The 19,202-nt window shown below is 71.1% G+C and carries 21 protein-coding genes; 9 read left to right on the top strand and 12 right to left on the bottom strand.

All coding sequences use genetic code 11. The features are described from left to right. The first annotated feature begins 120 nt into the window (after window positions 1–120). The 3 genes from OV079_RS23955 to OV079_RS56180 all read left to right on the top strand — a co-directional run bounded on the left by OV079_RS23955 (window position 121) and on the right by OV079_RS56180 (window position 2,591). Window positions 121–1,116 (top strand): DUF4215 domain-containing protein, encoded by a 996-nt coding sequence (locus tag OV079_RS23955; RefSeq protein WP_267771161.1) that lies wholly within the window; start codon window positions 121–123, stop codon window positions 1,114–1,116. A gap of 167 nt (window positions 1,117–1,283) precedes the next feature. Continuing rightward, window positions 1,284–1,577, top strand: a complete 294-nt coding sequence (locus OV079_RS23960) for a hypothetical protein (protein WP_267771162.1) — start codon at window positions 1,284–1,286, stop codon at window positions 1,575–1,577. Between the two features lie 531 nt (window positions 1,578–2,108). Continuing rightward, window positions 2,109–2,591: an IS66 family transposase gene (locus OV079_RS56180; RefSeq protein WP_267771163.1), complete on the top strand. Its 483-nt coding sequence runs from the start codon at window positions 2,109–2,111 to the stop codon at window positions 2,589–2,591. Between the two features lie 139 nt (window positions 2,592–2,730). On the opposite strand, the gene OV079_RS23970 is transcribed toward OV079_RS56180, so the two are convergent. From OV079_RS23970 to OV079_RS23990, 5 genes are all read right to left on the bottom strand, one after another. Beyond that, a complete protein-coding gene (locus OV079_RS23970; protein WP_267771164.1) occupies window positions 2,731–3,195 on the bottom strand; it encodes a hypothetical protein in 465 nt (154 codons plus the stop codon). Then, a complete protein-coding gene (locus OV079_RS23975; protein WP_267771165.1) occupies window positions 3,156–4,445 on the bottom strand; it encodes an eCIS core domain-containing protein in 1,290 nt (429 codons plus the stop codon). The genes OV079_RS23970 and OV079_RS23975 overlap by 40 nt, the downstream gene beginning before the upstream one ends. Before the next feature lie 445 nt (window positions 4,446–4,890). Continuing rightward, a complete protein-coding gene (locus OV079_RS23980; RefSeq protein ID WP_267771166.1) occupies window positions 4,891–5,679 on the bottom strand; it encodes a hypothetical protein in 789 nt (262 codons plus the stop codon). Continuing rightward, window positions 5,625–6,782 (bottom strand): hypothetical protein, encoded by a 1,158-nt coding sequence (locus OV079_RS23985; RefSeq protein ID WP_267771167.1) that lies wholly within the window; start codon window positions 6,780–6,782, stop codon window positions 5,625–5,627. Before OV079_RS23985 ends, OV079_RS23980 begins: the two co-directional genes overlap by 55 nt. 325 nt (window positions 6,783–7,107) lie before the next feature. Then, window positions 7,108–7,344, bottom strand: coding sequence for a hypothetical protein (locus OV079_RS23990; protein ID WP_267771168.1), 237 nt, complete (start codon window positions 7,342–7,344; stop codon window positions 7,108–7,110). A gap of 906 nt (window positions 7,345–8,250) precedes the next feature. Between OV079_RS23990 and OV079_RS23995 the strand changes: the two genes are divergently transcribed. Then, window positions 8,251–8,646, top strand: a complete 396-nt coding sequence (locus OV079_RS23995; protein WP_267771169.1) for a hypothetical protein — start codon at window positions 8,251–8,253, stop codon at window positions 8,644–8,646. Between the two features lie 319 nt (window positions 8,647–8,965). Here the strand turns inward: OV079_RS23995 and OV079_RS24000 are convergent, their stop codons facing one another. Together OV079_RS24000 and OV079_RS24005 are read right to left on the bottom strand one after the other, a co-directional pair. Then, a complete protein-coding gene (locus OV079_RS24000) occupies window positions 8,966–9,109 on the bottom strand; it encodes a hypothetical protein (RefSeq protein WP_267771170.1) in 144 nt (47 codons plus the stop codon). 78 nt (window positions 9,110–9,187) lie between these two features. Next, the gene (locus tag OV079_RS24005; RefSeq protein ID WP_267771171.1) at window positions 9,188–9,655 is read right to left on the bottom strand and encodes a ketopantoate reductase family protein; all 468 of its coding nucleotides are present in this window, start codon (window positions 9,653–9,655) and stop codon (window positions 9,188–9,190) included. 11 nt (window positions 9,656–9,666) lie between these two features. Here OV079_RS24005 and OV079_RS24010 point away from each other — a divergent pair, with 11 nt between their 5' ends. Next, window positions 9,667–10,077 carry a hypothetical protein gene (locus tag OV079_RS24010; RefSeq protein ID WP_267771172.1) on the top strand — a complete coding sequence of 137 codons (411 nt, stop codon included), beginning with the start codon at window positions 9,667–9,669 and terminating at the stop codon, window positions 10,075–10,077. Window positions 10,078–10,139: 62 nt separating this feature from the next. Here the strand turns inward: OV079_RS24010 and OV079_RS24015 are convergent, their stop codons facing one another. Together OV079_RS24015 and OV079_RS24020 are read right to left on the bottom strand one after the other, a co-directional pair. Beyond that, window positions 10,140–11,237, bottom strand: coding sequence for an NADH:flavin oxidoreductase (locus tag OV079_RS24015; protein ID WP_267771173.1), 1,098 nt, complete (start codon window positions 11,235–11,237; stop codon window positions 10,140–10,142). 233 nt (window positions 11,238–11,470) lie between these two features. After that, window positions 11,471–12,712 (bottom strand): FAD-dependent monooxygenase, encoded by a 1,242-nt coding sequence (locus OV079_RS24020; RefSeq protein ID WP_267771174.1) that lies wholly within the window; start codon window positions 12,710–12,712, stop codon window positions 11,471–11,473. A gap of 67 nt (window positions 12,713–12,779) precedes the next feature. Here OV079_RS24020 and OV079_RS24025 point away from each other — a divergent pair, with 67 nt between their 5' ends. The 4 genes from OV079_RS24025 (at window position 12,780) to OV079_RS24040 (ending at window position 16,414) form a co-directional block, all read left to right on the top strand. Then, entirely contained in the window at window positions 12,780–13,691 is a 912-nt protein-coding gene (locus OV079_RS24025) for a TetR/AcrR family transcriptional regulator C-terminal domain-containing protein (RefSeq protein WP_267771175.1), read from the top strand. A gap of 431 nt (window positions 13,692–14,122) precedes the next feature. Beyond that, window positions 14,123–14,542, top strand: coding sequence for a hypothetical protein (locus OV079_RS24030; RefSeq protein ID WP_267771176.1), 420 nt, complete (start codon window positions 14,123–14,125; stop codon window positions 14,540–14,542). Window positions 14,543–14,571: 29 nt separating this feature from the next. Continuing rightward, entirely contained in the window at window positions 14,572–15,540 is a 969-nt protein-coding gene (locus tag OV079_RS24035; protein ID WP_267771177.1) for an alpha/beta hydrolase family protein, read from the top strand. Window positions 15,541–15,862: 322 nt separating this feature from the next. Next, window positions 15,863–16,414, top strand: a complete 552-nt coding sequence (locus tag OV079_RS24040) for an NADPH-dependent FMN reductase (RefSeq protein WP_267771178.1) — start codon at window positions 15,863–15,865, stop codon at window positions 16,412–16,414. A 654-nt stretch (window positions 16,415–17,068) separates the two neighbouring features. Here the strand turns inward: OV079_RS24040 and OV079_RS24045 are convergent. The 3 genes from OV079_RS24045 to OV079_RS24055 are packed head-to-tail and all read right to left on the bottom strand — an operon-like array spanning window position 17,069 to window position 19,092. After that, window positions 17,069–17,908, bottom strand: coding sequence for a hypothetical protein (locus tag OV079_RS24045; protein WP_267771179.1), 840 nt, complete (start codon window positions 17,906–17,908; stop codon window positions 17,069–17,071). Further along, window positions 17,905–18,468 carry an RNA polymerase sigma factor gene (locus OV079_RS24050; protein ID WP_267771180.1) on the bottom strand — a complete coding sequence of 188 codons (564 nt, stop codon included), beginning with the start codon at window positions 18,466–18,468 and terminating at the stop codon, window positions 17,905–17,907. The genes OV079_RS24045 and OV079_RS24050 overlap by 4 nt, the downstream gene beginning before the upstream one ends. Window positions 18,469–18,501: 33 nt before the next feature. Continuing rightward, window positions 18,502–19,092: a hypothetical protein gene (locus tag OV079_RS24055; RefSeq protein ID WP_267771181.1), complete on the bottom strand. Its 591-nt coding sequence runs from the start codon at window positions 19,090–19,092 to the stop codon at window positions 18,502–18,504. Window positions 19,093–19,202: the final 110 nt, after the last annotated feature.

The raw sequence follows: 19,202 nt of genomic DNA on the forward strand, positions 1-19,202 counted from the left end.
GGGGCCAGAAACTGCAGAGTTCGGCGCGTCCGGGCGCTCGATGCGCGCCACGCGCTCGCAATCGCGCTGACCCAGGTCGGTTGCTCTTGCTCTGTGCGAAATCGCTCCGATTTTTGCGCGATGCCGCGCTCGGTATCGCGTTCTGAGGTCTGTTGCGACGACGGCAACAAGGTCGACACCGACGCCTGCCTGAAGACCTGCGTCGCCGCCAGCTGCGGCGACGGCTTCGTCCGGGCCGGCGTCGAGACGTGCGACGACGCGGGCGAGTCGGCCAGCTGCGACGGCGACTGCACGCCGGCGATGTGCGGCGACGGCGTCGTCAACATGACCGCCCAGGAGGCCTGCGACGGCATGGGCGAGTCGATGACCTGCGACGCCGACTGCACGCCCGCGATGTGCGGCGACGGCAAGCTCAACAAGACCGCGGGCGAGGCTTGCGACGACGGCAACGCGGTCGACACCGACGCGTGCCTCACCGACTGCAAGGCCGCGAAGTGCGGGGACGGCGTCGTCCAGGCCGGCGTCGAGGCCTGCGACGACGGCAACATGATCGACGACGACGCCTGCTCGAACACCTGCGAGGTGAACCAGGCGAACTGCCTGAACGGGGCGGTCGAGCTGACCGTCGCGCCCGGCGGCACGATGAAGGTCTGCGACCACCCCAACGACTCCGTGTGCGAGGAGAACCTGGAAATGGTGTGCCCGGCCAACTGGCACCTGTGCTCGTTCAAGGAGTTCAACGCCCGCAACGCCGGCTGGAACCACGTGGTCGGCAATGGCAGCCCCATCCCGCACGTCGTCGCCGAGATCTACTGCCGCATGAACGGCAGCGCCGGCCACTTCACCGTCTACAACGGAACCAACCTCGGCACGGACATGACCCTCAACTGCTACACCGGCAGCTCGCGCCCCGACACGTGCGCGGGCCCCTACGGCTGCAACAACCTGTCCTCGCACGCGCTGTGCTGCTCGCAGAACCCGAAGTGCGGCAACGGGGTCGTCGACGACCCCGAGGAGGAGTGCGACGACGGCAACAAGCTCGAGAACGACGCGTGCCTGAATTCGTGCTCGTGGCGCGTCCCCAGCGCGCACGGCATCGGCGGCTGCGTGAACTGATACAGGCGCCATACCGGGTGCTCGTCGCCGACGGCGAGCACCGGGCGTGATCGGACCGCGCCGCTCGGGCACCTCGCGTCGCCCGTCCTCGGCTGGGTCGCCCACGCCGACTGGTACCGCCGCCGATCGTCGCGGCGCAGCGCCAGGTGATCGCGTTCTTCACTGGCTTGCTCGCCGCTGGCAAGACGACCGTGGAGCAGCGCGCCGCGATCGCCGAGCTCGATAGGATCGCCCGCGGCGAGGCGTCGTGCGGCGACATGGCTGAGCTCGCGCGGCGATTCCTGCCGCTCGTGACCGAGCCCGCGGTGTGGACGGCGCGGATCGACGCGCTGCCCGCGGCACGTATCCTGCCGCCGCCGGGTCGCGACTGGGACGCGATCATCGGCGACGGGGAGGCGACGCTGTCGACCGTGTCCGGGCGCTACCATCGCCACGTCGCTCAACCGCTGGCGGTCGCGTAGCGCGAGCAAGGTGGCGAGGGCGCGCGCGACCCCATGCCGCCAGGTCGCCACCGACTCCACGTGGGCGCAGCGCGGGGTCGAGAGCGCCTGTCGCAGGTCGTCGACGGTGGCAGCGCCACGTAGGTCGCGCTTGTTTAGCTGAAACACGAACAGCACTCGCGCCGGGTCGACACCCTCTTCCCGCATGAACGCGAGCAACCGCTCGAGCTCGCCCACGTTCGCCTCGAGCCGCTCCGAGGGCCACCGACGCGTCGCAGCGGGCGATCGAGATCGACCAACGCAGCCGCCGAGGACGACGGCCTGGACGACGCGCTGGCCGACGCACTGGACGAGGTCGACGGCGCCGACGACGACGCCGATGACGCCGGACGCGGTGACTCGTGCGCGCCCCGGCGGCCCCGTCGCGGGCGGCGCAAGCTGCCAGAGGCGCTGCCGCGGGTCGAGATCGAGGTCCTGCCGCTCGGGCTGATCCGCAAGCTCTTCAAGGTCGAGGAGAAGCTCGCCGACGAGGCTCGCTAGAAGCGCGAGTCGGTGCCCAGGAAGGTCTCGGCGCCGATCGTCGACGCCTTCTTCGCGTGGTGCGATACGCAGGCCGAGGTCGCCCTCGACGGCTCACCGCTCGCCGCGGCGCTGACCTACGCTCGCAACCAGCAGGCGGCCCTGCGCCGCTTCCTCGACGACGGACGGCTGCCGCTCGACAACAACATCTCCGAGCGCGCGCTCCGCCGCGAGGCCGTGGGCCGCAAAAACTGGCTCTTCGTCGGCAGCGACGACGGCGCGCGCGCCAACACCGTCTTCGTCTCCCTGCTCGCAAGCTGCCAGATGCATGGCATCGAGCCGCTTGGCTACCTCCGCGACCTCCTCTGCCTCCTGCCCTCGTGGCCGCGCTCCCGTGTCCTCGAGCTCGCCCCCGTCTCCTGGCGCGAGACGCTCCAGAAGCCAGAGGCTCAGCAGCGGCTCGCCGCCAACGTCTTCCGCCGTATCGTGCTCGGCGAGCATCCGCCTTCGGTGTAGCCGACCCGCCCCACGTAAAGCGAGACGCCGTCAATCGGACGCATACAGTCGGACGGCCCGACGACTGGTGCGGATGCGGCGGGTCGCCGCGGCATCCGCCGTACCTGGGCTCGCCCGCCGCGAGCGGGCGGCGCAGCGGTCAGAGCTCGTAGCTGAGCGAGTTCCACTTGCCCGAGGTCAGGATGTCCTTCAGCGTCCGCGTGAAGGTGAGTCCGTTCGGGTTGCGGGGGTCACGGAGGGTCACGCGGACGGTCGGCATGGAGCGCGCGAAGTCGTCGGCCGTGAGGGTGCGCGGGGTGATGTCGAGGACCGCGTAGGCGTGGAGGTTGCGGACGTTGCCGGCGGGGAGCGAGCGGGTGGCCCAGGTGGCCGTGGGCTTGCGCGCGTTGAGGAGCGCCTTGAACCCGCGCTTGGCGAAGCTGCCGGTGCCGAGGGCGACCGGCTTGTGCGCGTCGAGGCCCCCGCGGATCCGCTCGTAGGTCCTGAACGCCTCCTCCGGCGTCCGCACCCAGCCGAGCCGCGTCTCGAGCCTGTCGACCGAGCTCGCGGTGCTGTTTCTTCCGGTCAGGGCGAACATCGCCGTGCTGGCGAGGCCCATCTCCACCTTCGACCAACCCCCTTGTGGACGGCCCAGGCCTTGCTGACGAACGCCGGCCACAGCAGGTGGTCTCGCCGACCGTGGTAGACGAGGTCGCCGTTGTCGGCGGTGAACAGCGAGCGCTTGACCGCGATCCACGTCGCGGTGGGCTCGTAGGTCCGCCAGTGGCGCTCGTAGAGGCGCACCTCGATGTCGCCGTTGTCGCGGACGCGCAGCATGTCGAGGATCGCCCCGGGGCTCTCGTGGGCGAGGCTGAGCAGGGCGGCCTGGAAGTAGCAGTCGGACAGTCCGGCCTGGTACACGTCCTCCTGGTGGACGTCGTCGACGCTGGCGGGGATGATCGACGCGGGGTCGTCGATCGGGGTCTGCTCGGTCGAGCCGCGGCGGATGTTGTCGGTCGGGATGGTGCCCTCGTACTGATCGTAGCCGCCCGCGCGGTTGTTCCAGCGGGCGGTCCGGATCGTGGCCTGGTCGGCGTTCTCGGACTGGATCCGGAGTCGGGCGCCCCTGCGCAGCGTCAGCCGCTCTTGCACGGACACGTACTGGTTGTGTCCCGCGTTGGCGGCGAGCTTGCCGGTGACGGCGCACTCCCTGTCCTGGGTGAGGGTGTCGGGGGCCCGGAGGGGTTGGTCGGCGTCGATGAGCGCTTGCTCGTCGACCTCACGCTGCAAGGCGACGGCCCCGGCGCCGGGTCGCGTCGGGGCGCCGAGCGCGGCCTCGGCGGACCGCCCGCGGACGACCAGGTCGGCGACGTGATCGGCGTGACGCTCGAACCGATCGCCCGGGCGGCCGACGCCGTCCGCCGGCCCGGTGCCGCCGCGCTGCTGGACCACGTGCGCGGCCTCGTGGGCGACCGTGCGGAGGTCGGCGCCGGCGTCGAGGCCGACGTGCTCGCCCATGGTGAAGGCCCGGGCCTGCATGCCGCGGGCGGCGCTGCGCGTCGCGGCGCCGGTGTGCGTGGCGACGCCGGACAGGTCATGGGCGCCGAACGAGCGCTGGAGGACGTCGAGGTGGGGCAGCGCGTGGCCCGGGCCGGCCGTCCCGGCGCGGGCGAGGCGATGGACAGTCGCCGGCGCCGGCACGCCGTGGCCGTCGCGCTGGACGCAGACGCCGCGGCGGCGCATGAAGGCCTGATTGCCGAGGAGCTCCGGCAGGCGCAGCGCCGCCGGCGGCCGCGCGTTCGGTTCGTGCTGTTGCGTCGTCGTGCGCGTGGGCGCCTCCCGCTGGGCGTGCTCGCTGCGATGAACCCCCGACATCTCCACCTCCGTCGTCCGGCGCCAGTGTCCCGCCGCCGCGCGGCCGAGACAACCGGGAGGGCACGGAGGGCGGGATCGCAAGGCCGTCGCGTCGCGGTCACGCGGCCGATGCGCCGTCGCGCCGCGCGCGTCGGGCCGTGCGGTGAAGTAGGTCGGCAAACTCTGTCGGCGGAACGCGTCGGCGAAGTCTGTCGGCGAAACATGTCGGCGAAAGAACGTGAAGATCGCGGTCCGTCTGGTCCTCGATGTCGACGTGCCGTGAGGCACGGGCGGCGCTGGCCGGGCGTCGCAGCTCGGCCAGCGCTCATTCGCATCGGCGACGACAATTGCCAGAGCTTGCACTCCGTGTCCTTGCCCGGCGTCAGGCAAGAAGTCGAGCATCACCGTCGTCAACGACCAGGGCGACGTGGGGAGGCCGTCACGTACAGCCGCGACGACTTCTGGACTACGGCGCGAACTTCCCCTCGGCGAGCCGGCGCCAGAAGTAGAAGTCGTCGAGCTCGGAGCTCGGATCCGGGTCGATCGCACCGGTGAAGAGCGACTCTCCCTCGGCCTTCGCCCCCGGGAACAGGAGGTCTCCGTTGTCCTTCCGGTTGAACTTGACGAAGCCGACGCCGGCCAGGGTTCGATCGAACAGCAGTTCGGTCACATTCTGCAGCGCGATCTGCTTCGTATTCAGCCCGAAGTCGGTCGAAACCTCGTCGGGAAAGCCCGGGTGGAGGGAGAGCGGCCGCCGGGCGAGGTCCGACGGCTGCAAACGCCCGTCGGCGTCGTACGCCCAGAGCATGCGGGAGTCGAGCCGGTCACACGCCTGCAAGACCACAGACTCATCGAGGCAGACGCCCCCTTCGGCGTCCTCCTGGAGCCGGGCGATGGCCGCATCGACGTCGCCAGGGTCCAGCGGATCGAAGTCCTGCTCGCTGAGCTGGAGCGGCCTGCCGTTTCGGAGCGGGGCCAACACGAGCCACTGTTGCTGGAGCACGGCAGCGTCACACGGGATGTGGCGGGCGACGATGTCCGGGCTGTTCAGGCCGTCCTTCCCCGGCGTCAAGCAGGTGACCTGGCCGGCGATCTGGACCTTGAAGAGGTTGCCCTCACGCGTCCACACCTGCCGCTCGGCGCCCTCGTCGTCTTCGTCGAGGCACGGCTCGACGAGGACTGTCTTGTCGGACTTCGCGGTCAGGCACAGCTCGGCTGTGCTGCTCGAACGTGCCCGTTCGCCCTCAAGATCCACTGCTCATGACTCGATGCCGGCGCGCACCCTCGCATCCGGGTCGCGCCGCTCTGCAATTCGCCGTCGAGATCCAGGTATCCGACGCGGTTGAACAGGCAGCGGTCCTCGGCGTTCGGGTGAGCATTCTCGAGCATCACCGGCGTCTCGGGAGCGGCGGCGACCGTGTCCACGCTGGCGAACGGATCTGCGAGGATCGAACGAGCGCGCGCTTCGAGCAGCGCCAACTGAGCGTCCTGGGCGTCGAGCTGGCGAAACAGCGGCCCCGCAATCTCACCGATGGCCTGCATACTCGCGTGAAAGGCCTGGGCTGCCTCAGGCAAGTCAAGGTCGAGGCAACGCGGATCGTCGCAAACAAACTTCCGCTTCGGCCCGAACGCGGCCCCGGAGCGTTCGAGTCGGAATTCGCTCAGCTCTCCGTTGTACCGATTGAAGTGGTAGGATGCGATGGAGATCCCACGGAGCCGGTCCGATTCGGCGCGGTACGCGGCGATGTCTTCGAGCACCTCTTCTGCGATATCGAGGGCGAGATTGGCATTGGGCCCGAGCGACGCGAACAACTGCGCGAGCGCGATCTTCTGGTGCGCAAGCATCAGAACCGGGGTGAGGGTGTAGCTCATCCGCGAATTGATGGGTTTGGTCAGGGCCGCAAGGACATCGTTCTCGGCCTCGCGGATGAAGAAGTAGATCCCTTCGATGCGAACACGCAAAACGTCCGCCTCCTTGACATCGAGAGAGTTGAGCGGTTGGTCGGCGTATGCGGCGCCCTGGAGATCTTCACCGAGACGGATGAGCGCTTTGTTGGCCGTGTCGACGCTGTTCTCGGCTTGATCGAGGGCGACGGTTTGGTTCTCGAGCCGAACGATCTCGAGCACCTCTTTACCCGTGAGGGGCTCAGCGCCGTCGCACGCGAGCATCCCGATCAAGGAGAAGCCTGCCGCAGCGAACGTACCTCCGTTCGGGATGATGGACGAGAAGATGGTGGCGAGCTCCAGCCCGGACTCGACCCCGCTTGAACACGGCGCGGCCTGAGCGGACGGAGCGGCCAGCGCGACGGCAGCGGCCCCGGCGAGGCTCAACAAGAGCCCCGTCGCCCTGGACTTCATGCGCAGGGCGGGTCTCGAGGGGAGAGGTGACGGCTAGTGGAACGGGAGGTCATGGTTGCTGGCCCAGCATGACGCCGCGCGAGTACGTCGACAAATAGGCATCCTCTATGGCTGCCATACGACATGGGTGCGCTCTTTTGAACGACGATGGATATGAGTCACGGGACGACGACGTTCAGGACGGCTTGCGGCGTAACACGCTAGTGCTGTCTGGCTGAAGACGCCAGAAGTTTGGAGCGAAATCGTGCCCGGCGACAACACCGGGGTAGTTGTGCGATGGGAACACCAGCCATGGCACGGACAGCCCCCAGGATCCTCCTCACTGTCAGGGAACGGGGTAATGGAGCCCGAGGTCGCTGGCGATCGCGTAGTCGGCGGTGACGATCTCCGAGAACGGCCGGTCGTGCCGCACCACGTGCTCGATGAGGCGCAGTGGCTCCTCCGACACCTCGCGCACCCAGTCGGCGTCGGTGCCCGCGTCCGCCAGCGGCCCCACGCGCGGCAGCACGAAGCGGCCCTCGACGCGCAGCAGCAGCACCTCGTGCCACATACGAACGCTCAAGGGCCCGAGCGCGATGTCAAGGGATAGGCAAGCGGATCGCGGTCGGGACGGGCAAGCGGATCGCGGATCTCGAGGTCGGCGCCGAGGGCGCCACCCGGCGACCGACGAGACCTCCTGCTTCGGCGGTGCCGGCACCGGCAATGCACATTCCACCGCGGCGCGCAGCGCGTCGAGCTCCGGCAGCGCGGCGACCTCACCGCCAAGCAGCCCCGCATTCGCGAGAATCTGCCGGTACCGCCGCTCGGTGTTCGGGCCCATCCCCAGCTCCTTCGCAATCTGCCGCGCCGGGAGGCCCATCCGATGCAATCGGACGAGTTCCTGTAATCGATGCATGTCGCTCCTGTGGGCGCTCATGCATCAGGCTGCATGCGCGCCAGGTGTCGCTATCCAAAAAACTATGTCTATCCGTAGATCCGCTTGCCCGTCCCGGATCGCTATCCGCTTGCCCGTCCCGGCGGTTTCGCCACCGGATCAGTCGGACGTCCCGGCCTCGCACCCGGCGGCCGCGCCTTCGGCGGGCCGACCGCTGGCGTTGCCACCGCCGATCCGCTTGCCCGTCCCGAACGCGATCCGCTTGCCCGTCCCCGTCAGCGATCCGCTTGGGCGTCCCGGATGCGATCCATTACCCCGTTCCCTGACACGCCCGAAGTGCGGTCGTCGCGCCGAGTGCAGGAGGATGCGCGGCCGGTGCTGCGTCGATGAGTGGCCGCCCAGTCCACACATTGGGTGGTGGAGTGGACTGCGGAGCAACAACCGAGCGGAGGCTCCTCTGCCGGCCGCGAACTGCGGGGTCCGAGGCGGTCCGGTCGTTTGGCACAGGCGCTGCAACGGGCGTTGCCGACACACAGGTCCGAGCGCTCCGACGAGCGCGAAGGCCGAGTTTGTGACCGGGACAGAAAGCACACCATGAAGTCATCCAAGTTCCTCGATTCCCTCTGCATGGCCACGTTCATCACCCTGAGCGGGTGCGACGTCGAAGTCGACGGCGTCGTCCGCGAGTTCGCGGAGGACGCCGAGCCGGCCCCCGAAGACGCCCATGTCGCTCTCGCAGGCGACGCCGAGGACGACGGGGAGTTCTCGGCGGACGAGAGCCTCGAGCTCAGCGACTCGCCGGATCCCGCCGCCGTCTGGGAATGTTATGATATTCAGATCCAGTTCCGCAAAGAGCCCAGCGGACTGTGCGGTGGGTGCTTGATCCCGGGCGGGTATCCGGGTCAGAAGGTGCTGGAATACGCCCGCGGCTGCGAGAACAACGAGTGGCAGCCGTGGTACGTCATCAATTCCACCTGCGAGGATTGCTGACGCCGAGTAAGCGCCGCGGCCCGTGACCTGCGACGAAGGCGGAGCAGGGTCAGGTCCGCGCCAGCGTGCTCACTCACCTGGCGAACAAGAGGGTAAAACCCTCCGCACTCCAAGCGCTCGCGCGACCCGAAAATCTTCGCACGACGATGGAATTCTACGTGCGCTTGGACCAAGCCCAGCTCTCCGCCGAGGCGGTCGATGGGCTCGAGGCCGACAGCCCACGCGACAGGCTCGCCAACGCGCGGGATAAGGCGCGTGGCAAACCAAACGAGGCAATGGCAAGGCGCGCGATGAAGCGCTTGGCAACGACTTGGCAAACTCAGGCAACATCCCGGAATTCGGCACCAGAGTGCTGGATTAGGGCCTGTTCGGTGTTGAACATGAACAGGATCGTCCGCGCGGCGCTGGCGGCCAGCGCGGGCAGCACGGCGTCGACCTGAGACGCGAGCACGGTGACCAGCACGAGGTCCCACTCGGTCGTGGGATCGAGGGCGCCCTGGACGCGGACCGCGGCGCGCTCTCCGGTGTTCTTGACGATCGCCTACTCGCGCTCGAGATAGGCGAGGCGAGCACCGCGGGCGATGACGGTGACATCGTGGCCAGCGCGCGCGAGCTGGAAGGCGAAGGTGCTGCCGATCCCTCCGCGACCGAGGATGGCGATCTTCATGCGCTGCGCGTAGCATGCGCGCGCGCCACCTGACAGCGCGAGGATCGACGGCGCCCGGCTCAAGGTGCGGGTTATACTGACGCCATGTCCCCTCTCCCGCTCCGGGTGCGGATCATCGGCGGCCTCCTCTGCGCCGGGGCGCTGTCGCTCACCGTGTACTGGGTCGCGACCGGAACCGGTCCCTACGCGGTGTTCCTCGCGGCCGAGCTCGGCGAAGATCCGGCCACGCATCCGCTCGCGGCCGCCGGCCTCACGTTCATCGTGACCGAGGTTCCGGCGCTCGTCCTGATGTTCCTGCTCGCCGCGGTCACGCTGCGCCGGGAAGGGGTGTTCCGGGCGCAATGGCCGGTGTCGTGCGCGCCGAGCTCCGCGCGGCCCTGCAGGACAAAGGGGACCCCGAGAGCCTGCGCGCGGCCAGGAATTTCGGCATCGCGGCCGGCGGCGGCGTGGCCGGGGCTGCCATCCTCGCCGGCTGGTTCGAGGCTTGGTTCGGCGATCCCGGCGCGGTCGCCCCGGCCATCGTCGTGGCCGCGCTGTTCGGGCTCGTCGCGGGGCTCGTGCACGGTCGGACCGCGCTCGTGCGCCTCGGCTCTTGCATCGCGCTCGTGGCTGTCTCGCTCGGCTCGCTCCCGGCGGTCGCGTGGTACCTCGACCGCCGGCCCGAGGCGTTGATCGTCGAGTTGTTGTTGCCGATCTTCGTGGGAGGTCTCCCGGGCGCGCTCCTGTTCTGGGCGGTCACGAGCATGAGCCGGCGCGTGCGCTGAAACAGACGGGCCGAGCGCTCGAACACGCCGAACGGAGGGCTGCGGGAGGCCGAGGCTGTCCTTCAGGACAGGGTCGCCAGGGCCGAGCGCTCGAACACGCCGAGCTCGTCGTGGCGGCCGTCGCGGATCTTCCGGACCCATTGCGGATCGGCCAGCAGCGCGCGGCCCACGGCGACGAGGTCGAACTCCTCGGCCTCGAGCCGGCGGACCAGTCCGTCGAGGGACGCCGGCCGCGACGACGCGCCGCCGAACGCCGCGATGAACTCGCCGTCGAGCCCGACCGAGCCGACCGTGATCGTCGGCTTGCCCGTGACCTTCTTGGCCCAGCCGGCGAAGTTGAGCTCCGAGTCGGGGAACTCGGGCTCCCAGAACCGCCGCTGCGAGCAATGGAACACGTCGACCCCGGCCTCGGACAGCGGCGTCAACCACGCTTCGAGCTCGCGCGGGTTGGCGGCGTTCTTCACCGCGAAGTCCTGGGCCTTCCACTGCGACAGCCGGAGGATCACCGGGATGTCCTCGCCGACGCCGGCGCGCACCGCCCGAACCACCTCCGCGCCGAACGCCGCGCGCTCGCCGATCGTCGCGCCGCCCCAGCGGTCGGTCCGCAGGTTGAGCGCGCCCCAGAAGAACTGGTCGATCAGGTACCCGTGCGCCCCGTGGATCTCGACCGCGTCGAAGCCGAGCTCGCGCGCCGCCCGGGCCGAGCGGCCGAACGCCGCGATCGTGTCGGCGATGTCCTCCTCGGTCATCGGCTCGAGCACCTGCTTGCCCGGCATGACCAGCCCCGACGGGCTGTCGACCCGACCGAACGGCCGCCAGTCCGCCCCGATGCCGCGCGACGAGCCTACGTGCCACAGCTGCGGCGCGATCCTCCCGCCCGCGGCGTGCACCTCGTCGGCCACGCGCTTCCACTGCGGCAGGGCGTCGCCGTGGAACACCGGCACGTTGGCGTCGTTGCGCGCCGCCGGACGCTCGACCACCGTGCCCTCCGTGACGATGAGCCCGACCTCTCCCTGCGCGCGCCGGCGGTAATACGCGGCGACCTCGGCCGTCGGGATGCCCCCCGGCGAGAACGAGCGAGTCATGGGGGCCATGACGATGCGATTGGGCAGACGCAGCGAGCGGACCTGCAGCGGCCGGAACAGAGAGTCGATGCTCATGAGACCTCGGGGACAGCGACCGCGGCTTCGCGGTTCACTGTGCCGAGATCTAGTTCACCAGACTGGACGGTCAAGACGGTCCGCCGTGGCGTCCCCGTGCGGTAAATCCGAGGCAGGCCCGTCAGAACGCGCCCGCTTCGTGCCGCGAGCCCGCGACCCGGTCGGGTGCTTCGCGCGCGGTCGGCGGGACAAGGGCGCCGTCGATGGCCGCGAGCGCGAGCCGCTCGAGCGAGTCACGCCTGTCCCGAAGTTCCCATGGCGATCGACTCCGGAGCGACGGCAGCCGGGGCGTGAATCGGCGGCGGCAGCTCGAGGTCGCGGGACGCCTCGCGGATGCCGCGCATCGCCAGCTTCATCATCAGGCTGCTGCCGGGCATGTACGGCATGAGCTTCATGGCCAGTCTTCGCACGCGCACCTGGAACGGCGACCCGGGGGCGAAGCCGCCGCCGAGCTTCAAAGCGATATCCTGGTTCCTGCGCACGAACGGCAGCACGCGCTCGTCGTAGCGGAGCAGCGCGGTCGAGAGGTCGGCGCTGCGGGCGAGCTCGACGGCGAGGACGTAGGCGCCGACGAGCGCGAGGCTCGTGCCCTGGCCGCTGAGCGGTGACGGGCAATAGGCGGCGTCGCCGACCAGGGCCACGCGCCCGCGTGAGAGCGTGGGCAGGCGGATCTGGCACGTGAGATCGCAGTAGAAGTCGTCGGCGCGCTGCATCGCGGCGATGAGCCGCGGGAACTCCCAGCCGGCGTCGGCGAACGCCGCGGCGACGAGGCGCCGCTGGGCCGGGACGTCGCGGTGATCGAAGTCGTCGCGGTGCGCGAAGAACACGGCGCACATGAGGTCGCGGTCGCCGTGGGTGCTCTTGACGCTCGCTATCCGGCGCAGGCCGCTGTACAGCAGCTGCTGGCGGTGCAGGCCGAGGTGGTTGGGCGCGGTGAAGATCGCCATGGCGCTGCCCATCGCCCGCAGACACTCGCGCTCGGGCCCGAACGCCAGCGCGCGGACCTGCGAGTGGACCCCGTCGGCCCCGACCACGAGGTCGAAGGTCGCCGTGTCGCCGCCGGCGAAGGTCACGTCGACGCCGCGCTCGTGCTGCCGGAGCGCCGCCACCGAGTCGCCGAAGCGGTAGCGGACCTGTGCGCGCGTCGCCGTGAAGAGCACCCGCGCCAGGTCGCCGCGGAGGATCTCCACGTCGTCGGGGTCGATCACGCCGAAGCCGCGCGGCATCCGACCGAAGCGACGCCCGCGCTCGTCGACCATCACGTTCTCGAGCGTGTCGGCCTCGAGCGGGCGCAGGGCCTCGCGCAGGCCCATGCGCGCGACGACGTCGAGGGCGACCCCGCGGATGTCGACGCAGTAGCCGCCCTCGCGCAGCGCGGGGGCCCGCTCGACGACGGTGACGTCGATGCCGTGACGGTGCAGCCAGAAGGCCAGAGCAGGGCCGGCGACGCTGGCGCCGGAGATGAGGACGTGCATGCGTACGGTGTACGCTCGCCGGGCCGATCCGTCGACAGGAGCCCGCTGGTGTACTAGAACACCGAGAATGAAACAGAACACCACGACCCGTCGGATCGCCGATCGGCTGCGCGAGCAGATCCGGCGCGGCGCGCTGGGTCCGGGCGATCGCGTGCCCTCGGCGCGGCAGATCGCGCGCGACGACGGGGTCGCGCTGGCGACGGCGATGAAGGTGCTGACGCAGCTGCAGCGCGAGCGCCTGGTGCGGGTGGTGCCCGGGGTCGGCACCGTCGTGCGGGCGCGCGAGGACGGGCCCGAGCTGTCGCGCGAGCGCGTCGTGCGGGCGGCGATCGCCATCGCCGACGACGACGGGCTGGCGGCGCTGTCGATGCGCGCGGTGGCGACGGAGCTCGGGGTGGCGACGATGTCGCTGTACCGCCACGTGCCGGGCAAGGACGAGCTGGTGCTGGCGATGGTCGACGCGGTGATGAACGACTCGCTGGCGCCGGCGCGGCCGGTCCTGGCGCAGCAGGCCGGCTGGCGCGCGCGGCTGGAGCGGCTGGCCCGGATGCAATGGGAGCTGTACACCCGCCACCCGTGGCTGGCGCCGGCGCTGTCGATGACGCGGCCGCAGCTGTCGGTGAGCGGCATGCAGCACACCGAGTGGGCCCTCGCGGCGCTGCTCGAGGCCGGCTTCCCGCCGGCGCCGGCGATGCGCACCTGCGTGGCGTTCATGGCCTACGTCCGCGGCCTGGCGATGAGCGTCGAGCCCGAGCGCGAGGCGGAGCGCGACACCGGGATGAACAGCGACGAGTGGATGGCCGCGCAGGAGCAGCAGTTCGCCGCCGTGATGCCGCGCTTCCCCATGCTCGCTAAAGTCAGCGAGATCGCCGACCTCGACATGAGCCTCGACGCGCTGTTCGAGTGCGGCCTCGCCTGCTTCCTCGCCGGCGTCGAATCGCAGGTGCGTACGTGCGAGCCGGGCCGCCGCTCGACCTGATCGGCGCTCTCGCAAGTCCGGGTGCATCGCGCGTCGACCAGCATCCCGCGGTCGTCCTCGTCCCCCGCGTGGGAGCAGCTCCGCGCGGCGACGGGGCCTCGCAGATTTGCGAGCCCCGGTGGCACAAACGCGACTGGCACACGATGTGGGCTCGGGTACGGTAGCCGCCATCCCATGACGACCGAGCGACACGCCGCAGGAGCAGGACAGGCCGTCCCGCCGCCGTCTTCTGGGGGCTCCTGAGGCGCGCGGCTGCCCGCAGCCGCGCGTCGCTCTCGTCCGCTCACGTCTCCGCCCGCCACCAGCGGGCTGGAGCTCTCGTGCCCTGAATCGCTTAACGAAAGACCCATTCTCATGAAATCGATCGCATTGTCGGCACCGCTGCTTCTCCTCTCCTTCGTCTCCGGCTGCGACAGCCCCGGGGGACGCCCGTGACCGAGCCGCCGCCCGAATGGACCTGCGACGGCGCGCGCTACGACGCCGCCGACGGCTGCGACTGCGGCTGCGGCGTGCCCGATCCGGACTGCGACGGCGGCGGCTCGGCCGAACCCGGCACCGGCGTCGACAACCCCGCCTGCGACGCCTGCGTCGACGGCGACGGCCAGGCGCAGCGGTGCGTCAGCGTCACTGCGGCGCTCGAGGCGGCCGGCTTCATCGTCAGCCCGGCCGGCACCAGCGACGACGGCGCCGAGCTCTACGACCTCACCCTGTTGCAGCTGAACGATCACCAGGATGTGCAGGCGGGCACCCACGAGCAGCACCTCACGCTCATCCACCGCGGCTTCGACCTGCCCATGAACCTGATCTCCACGGGCTACAGCAATACCTCGGGTTCACCGAGGACGAGCTGACGACCCTCCTCGGCGGCAACCAGCTCATCTTGGACAAGCGCTTTCACAACGGCAACGGCGACGACTACGCCCACTTCACGCGCAAGCAGGTCGCCGACGACGCCCACGACGTCGTGGTGCGCATGCGCGATCTGTACACCGGCGCGTGGCTCGGCTCGGGCCTCAGCAACGGCGGCGTCGACATGGTCAGCTTCCGCCAGCATTACCCCGACGACGTCGACGCCACCGTCGCCTTCGGCGCGCCCTTCATGGTGCCCGAGGACCAGCGCTTCCTGGCCTTCTTCGACACCGTCGACGCCGCTTGCCAGGACCGCCTCGAGGCCATCCAGCGCGCCGCTCTCGGCACCCAGCGCGCCGCGGTCGAGCCCGCGGTGATGACCTCGGTCGCCGACGAGTTCGGCGACACCTTCGACCGCGTCGAGCCTGCGCGCGCCTTCGAGGCCGCCGCGCTGTCCTACCCGTGGCTGTTCTGGCAGTACTTCGGCACCGCCGACGACTGCGCCGGTCTGCCCGATCCGGCGACGGCGACCGCGGAGGAGCTGACCTCCGCGTTCTACGGCGTCACCAGCATCTTCGGCACCTACCCGATGTCCGACGCGTACCTCTCGTTCTTCGGCGCCTACTTCTACGAGGTGCAGCGGAGCAGCGGCTGGCCGGCCTTGCCGCGCGCCGAGCTCGTCGCGGAGGGCCTCATCCCCGCCGACCTCGTCGACATGGAGCGCGGGCTCGTGCCCGAGGGCGTGACCGTGCCGGAGTTCGACGCCGCCGAGAACAGCTCGCTCGAGGAGTTCGCCCGCCTCGGGGACGGCATCGCCTTCGTCTACTCCGACCATGACCCGTGGGCGGCCGGCGCGGTCACGCCGGCGCCGATGAGCGGCAACCTCCGCTTCGACGTCAGCGACGGCAATCACCTCGCCATGTTCTCGTCGCTCTCGGAGGCCGACCGCGCCGCGCTGTCCGCCTTCCTCGAGACGAACCTCGGCATCGAGATCCCCTGAGCGCGCCGACGTCGCGGCGACCATGAGCGCCTCTCGCCGGGGCGCGAATGGCAGCACCCATTGGTGGTACTCGCCGCCCCCGCACCCCTCATTCAACGCCGGCGCAGCGCCTCGTCGACATCAGGGTCCTACCCGTCCCTGCTCGCGTCGCGCCTTCGACGCGACGCCCTCGATCGACGCGGCGGTCGATCGCGGCGACTCGCCGTTCACGCGGCCCCGGCGGCCGAAACGAGGTCGCCGCGAGGGGGCGGCCTGCCGCGGTTGCGCGCCCCGCGAAGGGTGGTAAGAGCTCCTCGCTCTTTTGCGAGCACGGAGTTCTTCCATGAGCCGATACAACATCGCGGTCCTCGTCGGCAGCCTGCGCCGGGAGTCGTTCAATCGCAAGCTGGCGACCGCCCTCGCCCGGCTCGCGCCGCAGGAGTTCACGCTCAAGCAGCTCGAGATCGGCGACCTGCCGCTGTACAACCAGGACGACGACGCCGATCAGCCGGCGCCGACGAAGCGGCTGAAGGCGGAGCTCCAGGCCGCGAGCGGCGTGCTGTTCGTGACCCCCGAGTACAACCGCTCGATCCCGGGCGTGCTGAAGAACGCCATCGACCACGCCTCCCGGCCGTATGGCCAGAGCGCGTTCGCCGGCAAGCCCGCGGGCGTGATCGGCGTGTCGGTCGGGGCCATCGGCACCGCCATCGCCCAGCAGCACCTCCGCGGCGTCCTCGCCTACCTCGACATGCCGACGCTCGGCCAGCCGGAGGCGTTCGTGCAGGCCAAAGAGGGCCTGTTCGACGAAGCAGGCGACATCGGCCCGAACAGCCGAAAGTTCTTGCAGGGGTGGGTGGACAAGTACGTCGCGTGGATCCGCCACCACGCGAAGTGAGCCCCGCGATGCACTCCCCGAAGCGGCCGTGAGCCGCGAACGCGCCATTCTCGGCGGACCCGTCGCTCGGTAGAGGCATGCGGGAGCGCTATGGCCCATCGACGCTGCCGGGTCGGCCTGTTAGGATGGGGGCAATGCGACGGCTTGCCCTCTTCCTGGCCCTGGCGACCGGGTGTACGCCGATCCCCGTCGGGACATGGACACCGCGCGAACCGAGGGTCAGCACCCGGAAGCCCCTCCGGAGATCTACACCGAGTGCGCAGCCTTCCTCGGGGTTCGTCCGTGCCGCCTCGCCGAGGTGAAAGACGGGAGCGCCAGCGACTCGGAGCTCGCCAGGGTTACGCAGGCCTACCGCGTCGCGCCGCGCCAGAACCCCGCGCCGCAGTCATCGGCCTCTTCGAGCGGCCCTGCGCGCGCGAATGCCCTGTTTTGGGGTCATGTGGCCCAGTCCGCTTTGACGTCGCTCCTGAGGCCGTTCAGCTCGTCCCGGTGAGCCGCGAATTCACGCCGTGAACGCTCCGCCGCGGCCTTGCTGCGACCCTGGGCCGCTTGAGTCGAGCGGTCCGCTCAAACGGCCCCGGGTAGCCGTCGCTGTTCCGGTGTGACTTCCATGAAGCGAACTCGGCGCTCGGCGGTGCGGCGGGCTCACGCGAATCACTCGCCCTTGCCCTTCGGCCGCTGCACCGGCACCAACCGCTCGCCGACGCACGACCCGCGCAGCCGCGGCAGGAACAGCCCCGGTCCGCCGCGCAGCAGCGCCTGAGCGACCGCCTCGGCCTCGTCCGGCCGCTGCTCGGCGCACAGCACCAGCACGCGCAGCACCTCGCGCTCGTCGGCCAGCAGGCCGTGAGCGAAGCGCCGCGCGTGCTCGTCCAGGCTCGCCAGCGCCGCCGCCGGCGCGCCGCGCTGCAACGCCGCCTGAGCCGCCTCGAGCAAGCGACGCTCGGCCCCCGGACCCTCCTCCGCGCTCGCTGGATCTGCGCCGCTCTCCGCGACCCCGCTGCTCCCCGCGAACCCGCCGCTCTCCGGGACGCCGCGTCTCTCCGTGCCCCCGCTGCTCCCCGAAGCCCCGCTCCGCCGCTCCGCCTGCTTCGAGGGCGGCTCGCTCGGCGGCGTCACCTCGACCGCCGGCGGCGTCTCCGGCCGCGGGGCCTCGATCACCGCCGGCTCGCGCGGCGCCTCCGGTCGCGCCACCACGGCCGCCGGGGCGCTCGGCTCGGGGCGCGTCAACCAGCGCCCGCCGACCAGCGCCGCCCCGACCACCACCACCGCCGCGAGCGCCTTGACGCTCGCCGCCGTCGCCGCCTTGCCGGCCAGCGCCTGCGTCGCGTTCGCCAGCGCCTCCGGGTCGGGCACCTCGGCCCCGCCGTCGTCGGGTCCCGCGGGGGGCGGCGCTTGCAGGCGCTGCCACACGCGCGCGAGCGCCTGCTCGTCGGGCGCGACGCGGCGGGCCTGGCGGATCAATCGCTGGATGTCCTCTTGTTCCTGGCTCATCGAACATCCCTCCCGAGCAGCCGCCGACGCGCGTGCGCCCTGGCGAACGCCCGCTTCGCCTCGCGCAGCCGCGAATACACGGTGTTGACATTGACCTCGAGGATCGCAGCGATCTGCGGCGCCGACAGCTCCTCCACCTCGTGGAGCACGAACACCTCGCGCTTGTCCTCGTCGAGCTCGGCCAGCAGCGAGTCGAGCATGCGCAGCGCCTCCGCGTCGAGCAGCGCCTGGTCGGGCCCGCGCTCGTGGCTCGGCCACTCGGCGGGCTCCGGCTCGAAGCTGTCGCGGCGCGTCCGGTCGCGGGACTTGCGGGCGATCCGCACCGCGATCGCGTACAGCCAGGTCCGGATCGCCGCGCGGTGCTCGAACTCCGGCAGGCGCCGCTGCACCACGATGAACAGCTCGTGCAGCGCGTCCTCGACCGCCGCCGGCTGGACCCCCAGCCGTCCCAGCGCGCGCCACAGCTCGCGCGCGTGCGCGCGGTACAGGGCAGCCACCGCCTCGCGGGTCGGCGCGCCCGGGGCGGGCGGCGCGGCGGGCTGCGGGCGAGCGGCGGGCATCGACTCCTTCGTCCGGCGGCGGCGACCGATCCGTCAGTTTTTCTCGCGGCCGAGGTGGACCTCGAGCCCCACCGCCGCCCGGAAGCCGACGGCGCCGATCCGGAACAGCTCCGGCAGCGGGTCGACCGCGAACGAGTCGCGGGTGATCGGCACCACCAGCGCCACGCTGCCCCACAGCGCCGTCCGCCGCGAGAACCGCCACACCGCCCCCGGTTGCACCTCCACCGCCGCCCACAGCGTCCGCACCGCCCGCGCGCCCGCGAACCCCGAGCCGCGCACCACCAGCGCCCCGAGCTCCACGCCCGCGCACAGCGGCAGCTCGACGAGCCCCGCGCCCGTCTTGCCCGCCCGGCGCAGGCGCGGCGTCGGGCACACCCGCAGCGCCGCCGCCCCGATCTGCGCGGCCGCGCCCACCCCCGCCGGCTCCGCGTACGCGCGCCGCCGCGCCGGCCACCAGCTCCCCGTCAGCTCGACGCGCAGCCCCGGCAGGCGCAGCGCGTAGCCGCCCAGCAGGCCCGCCCCGACGCCCGGCAGCGCCCCGGCTTCGAGCCCGACCGCCAGGCGCAGCGCGTGCCCGACCGGCACCGGCGGCCGCGGCGGCGCGAGCGGCTCGGCGGGATCCACCGGCGGCGGCGCGATGTCGCCCTCCCGGGGCGCGTCTTCGCGCGCGGGCGCCGGCTCGGACGGCGGAAGTCCCGGCTCCCCGCGCGTCCCCGCGCCGTCGTCGGCCCCGG

Source organism: Nannocystis pusilla (assembly GCF_026626665.1).
Classification (GTDB): Bacteria; Myxococcota_A; Polyangia; order Nannocystales; family Nannocystaceae; genus Nannocystis; species Nannocystis pusilla.

What these genes read in the sequence shown, in the direction of transcription:
- OV079_RS24020 (WP_267771174.1), bottom strand. Translation starts at nt 12,712, where the DNA reads ATGCACGTCCTCATCTCCGGCGCCAGCGTCGCCGGCCCTGCTCTGGCC.
- OV079_RS24015 (WP_267771173.1), bottom strand. Translation starts at nt 11,237, where the DNA reads ATGAGCATCGACTCTCTGTTCCGGCCGCTGCAGGTCCGCTCGCTGCGT.
- OV079_RS24040 (WP_267771178.1), top strand. Translation starts at nt 15,863, where the DNA reads ATGAGCCGATACAACATCGCGGTCCTCGTCGGCAGCCTGCGCCGGGAG.
- OV079_RS23975 (WP_267771165.1), bottom strand. Translation starts at nt 4,445, where the DNA reads ATGTCGGGGGTTCATCGCAGCGAGCACGCCCAGCGGGAGGCGCCCACG.
- OV079_RS23985 (WP_267771167.1), bottom strand. Translation starts at nt 6,782, where the DNA reads ATGAAGTCCAGGGCGACGGGGCTCTTGTTGAGCCTCGCCGGGGCCGCT.
- OV079_RS24050 (WP_267771180.1), bottom strand. Translation starts at nt 18,468, where the DNA reads ATGCCCGCCGCTCGCCCGCAGCCCGCCGCGCCGCCCGCCCCGGGCGCG.
- OV079_RS24025 (WP_267771175.1), top strand. Translation starts at nt 12,780, where the DNA reads ATGAAACAGAACACCACGACCCGTCGGATCGCCGATCGGCTGCGCGAG.
- OV079_RS23995 (WP_267771169.1), top strand. Translation starts at nt 8,251, where the DNA reads ATGAAGTCATCCAAGTTCCTCGATTCCCTCTGCATGGCCACGTTCATC.
- OV079_RS23955 (WP_267771161.1), top strand. Translation starts at nt 121, where the DNA reads ATGCCGCGCTCGGTATCGCGTTCTGAGGTCTGTTGCGACGACGGCAAC.
- OV079_RS24045 (WP_267771179.1), bottom strand. Translation starts at nt 17,908, where the DNA reads ATGAGCCAGGAACAAGAGGACATCCAGCGATTGATCCGCCAGGCCCGC.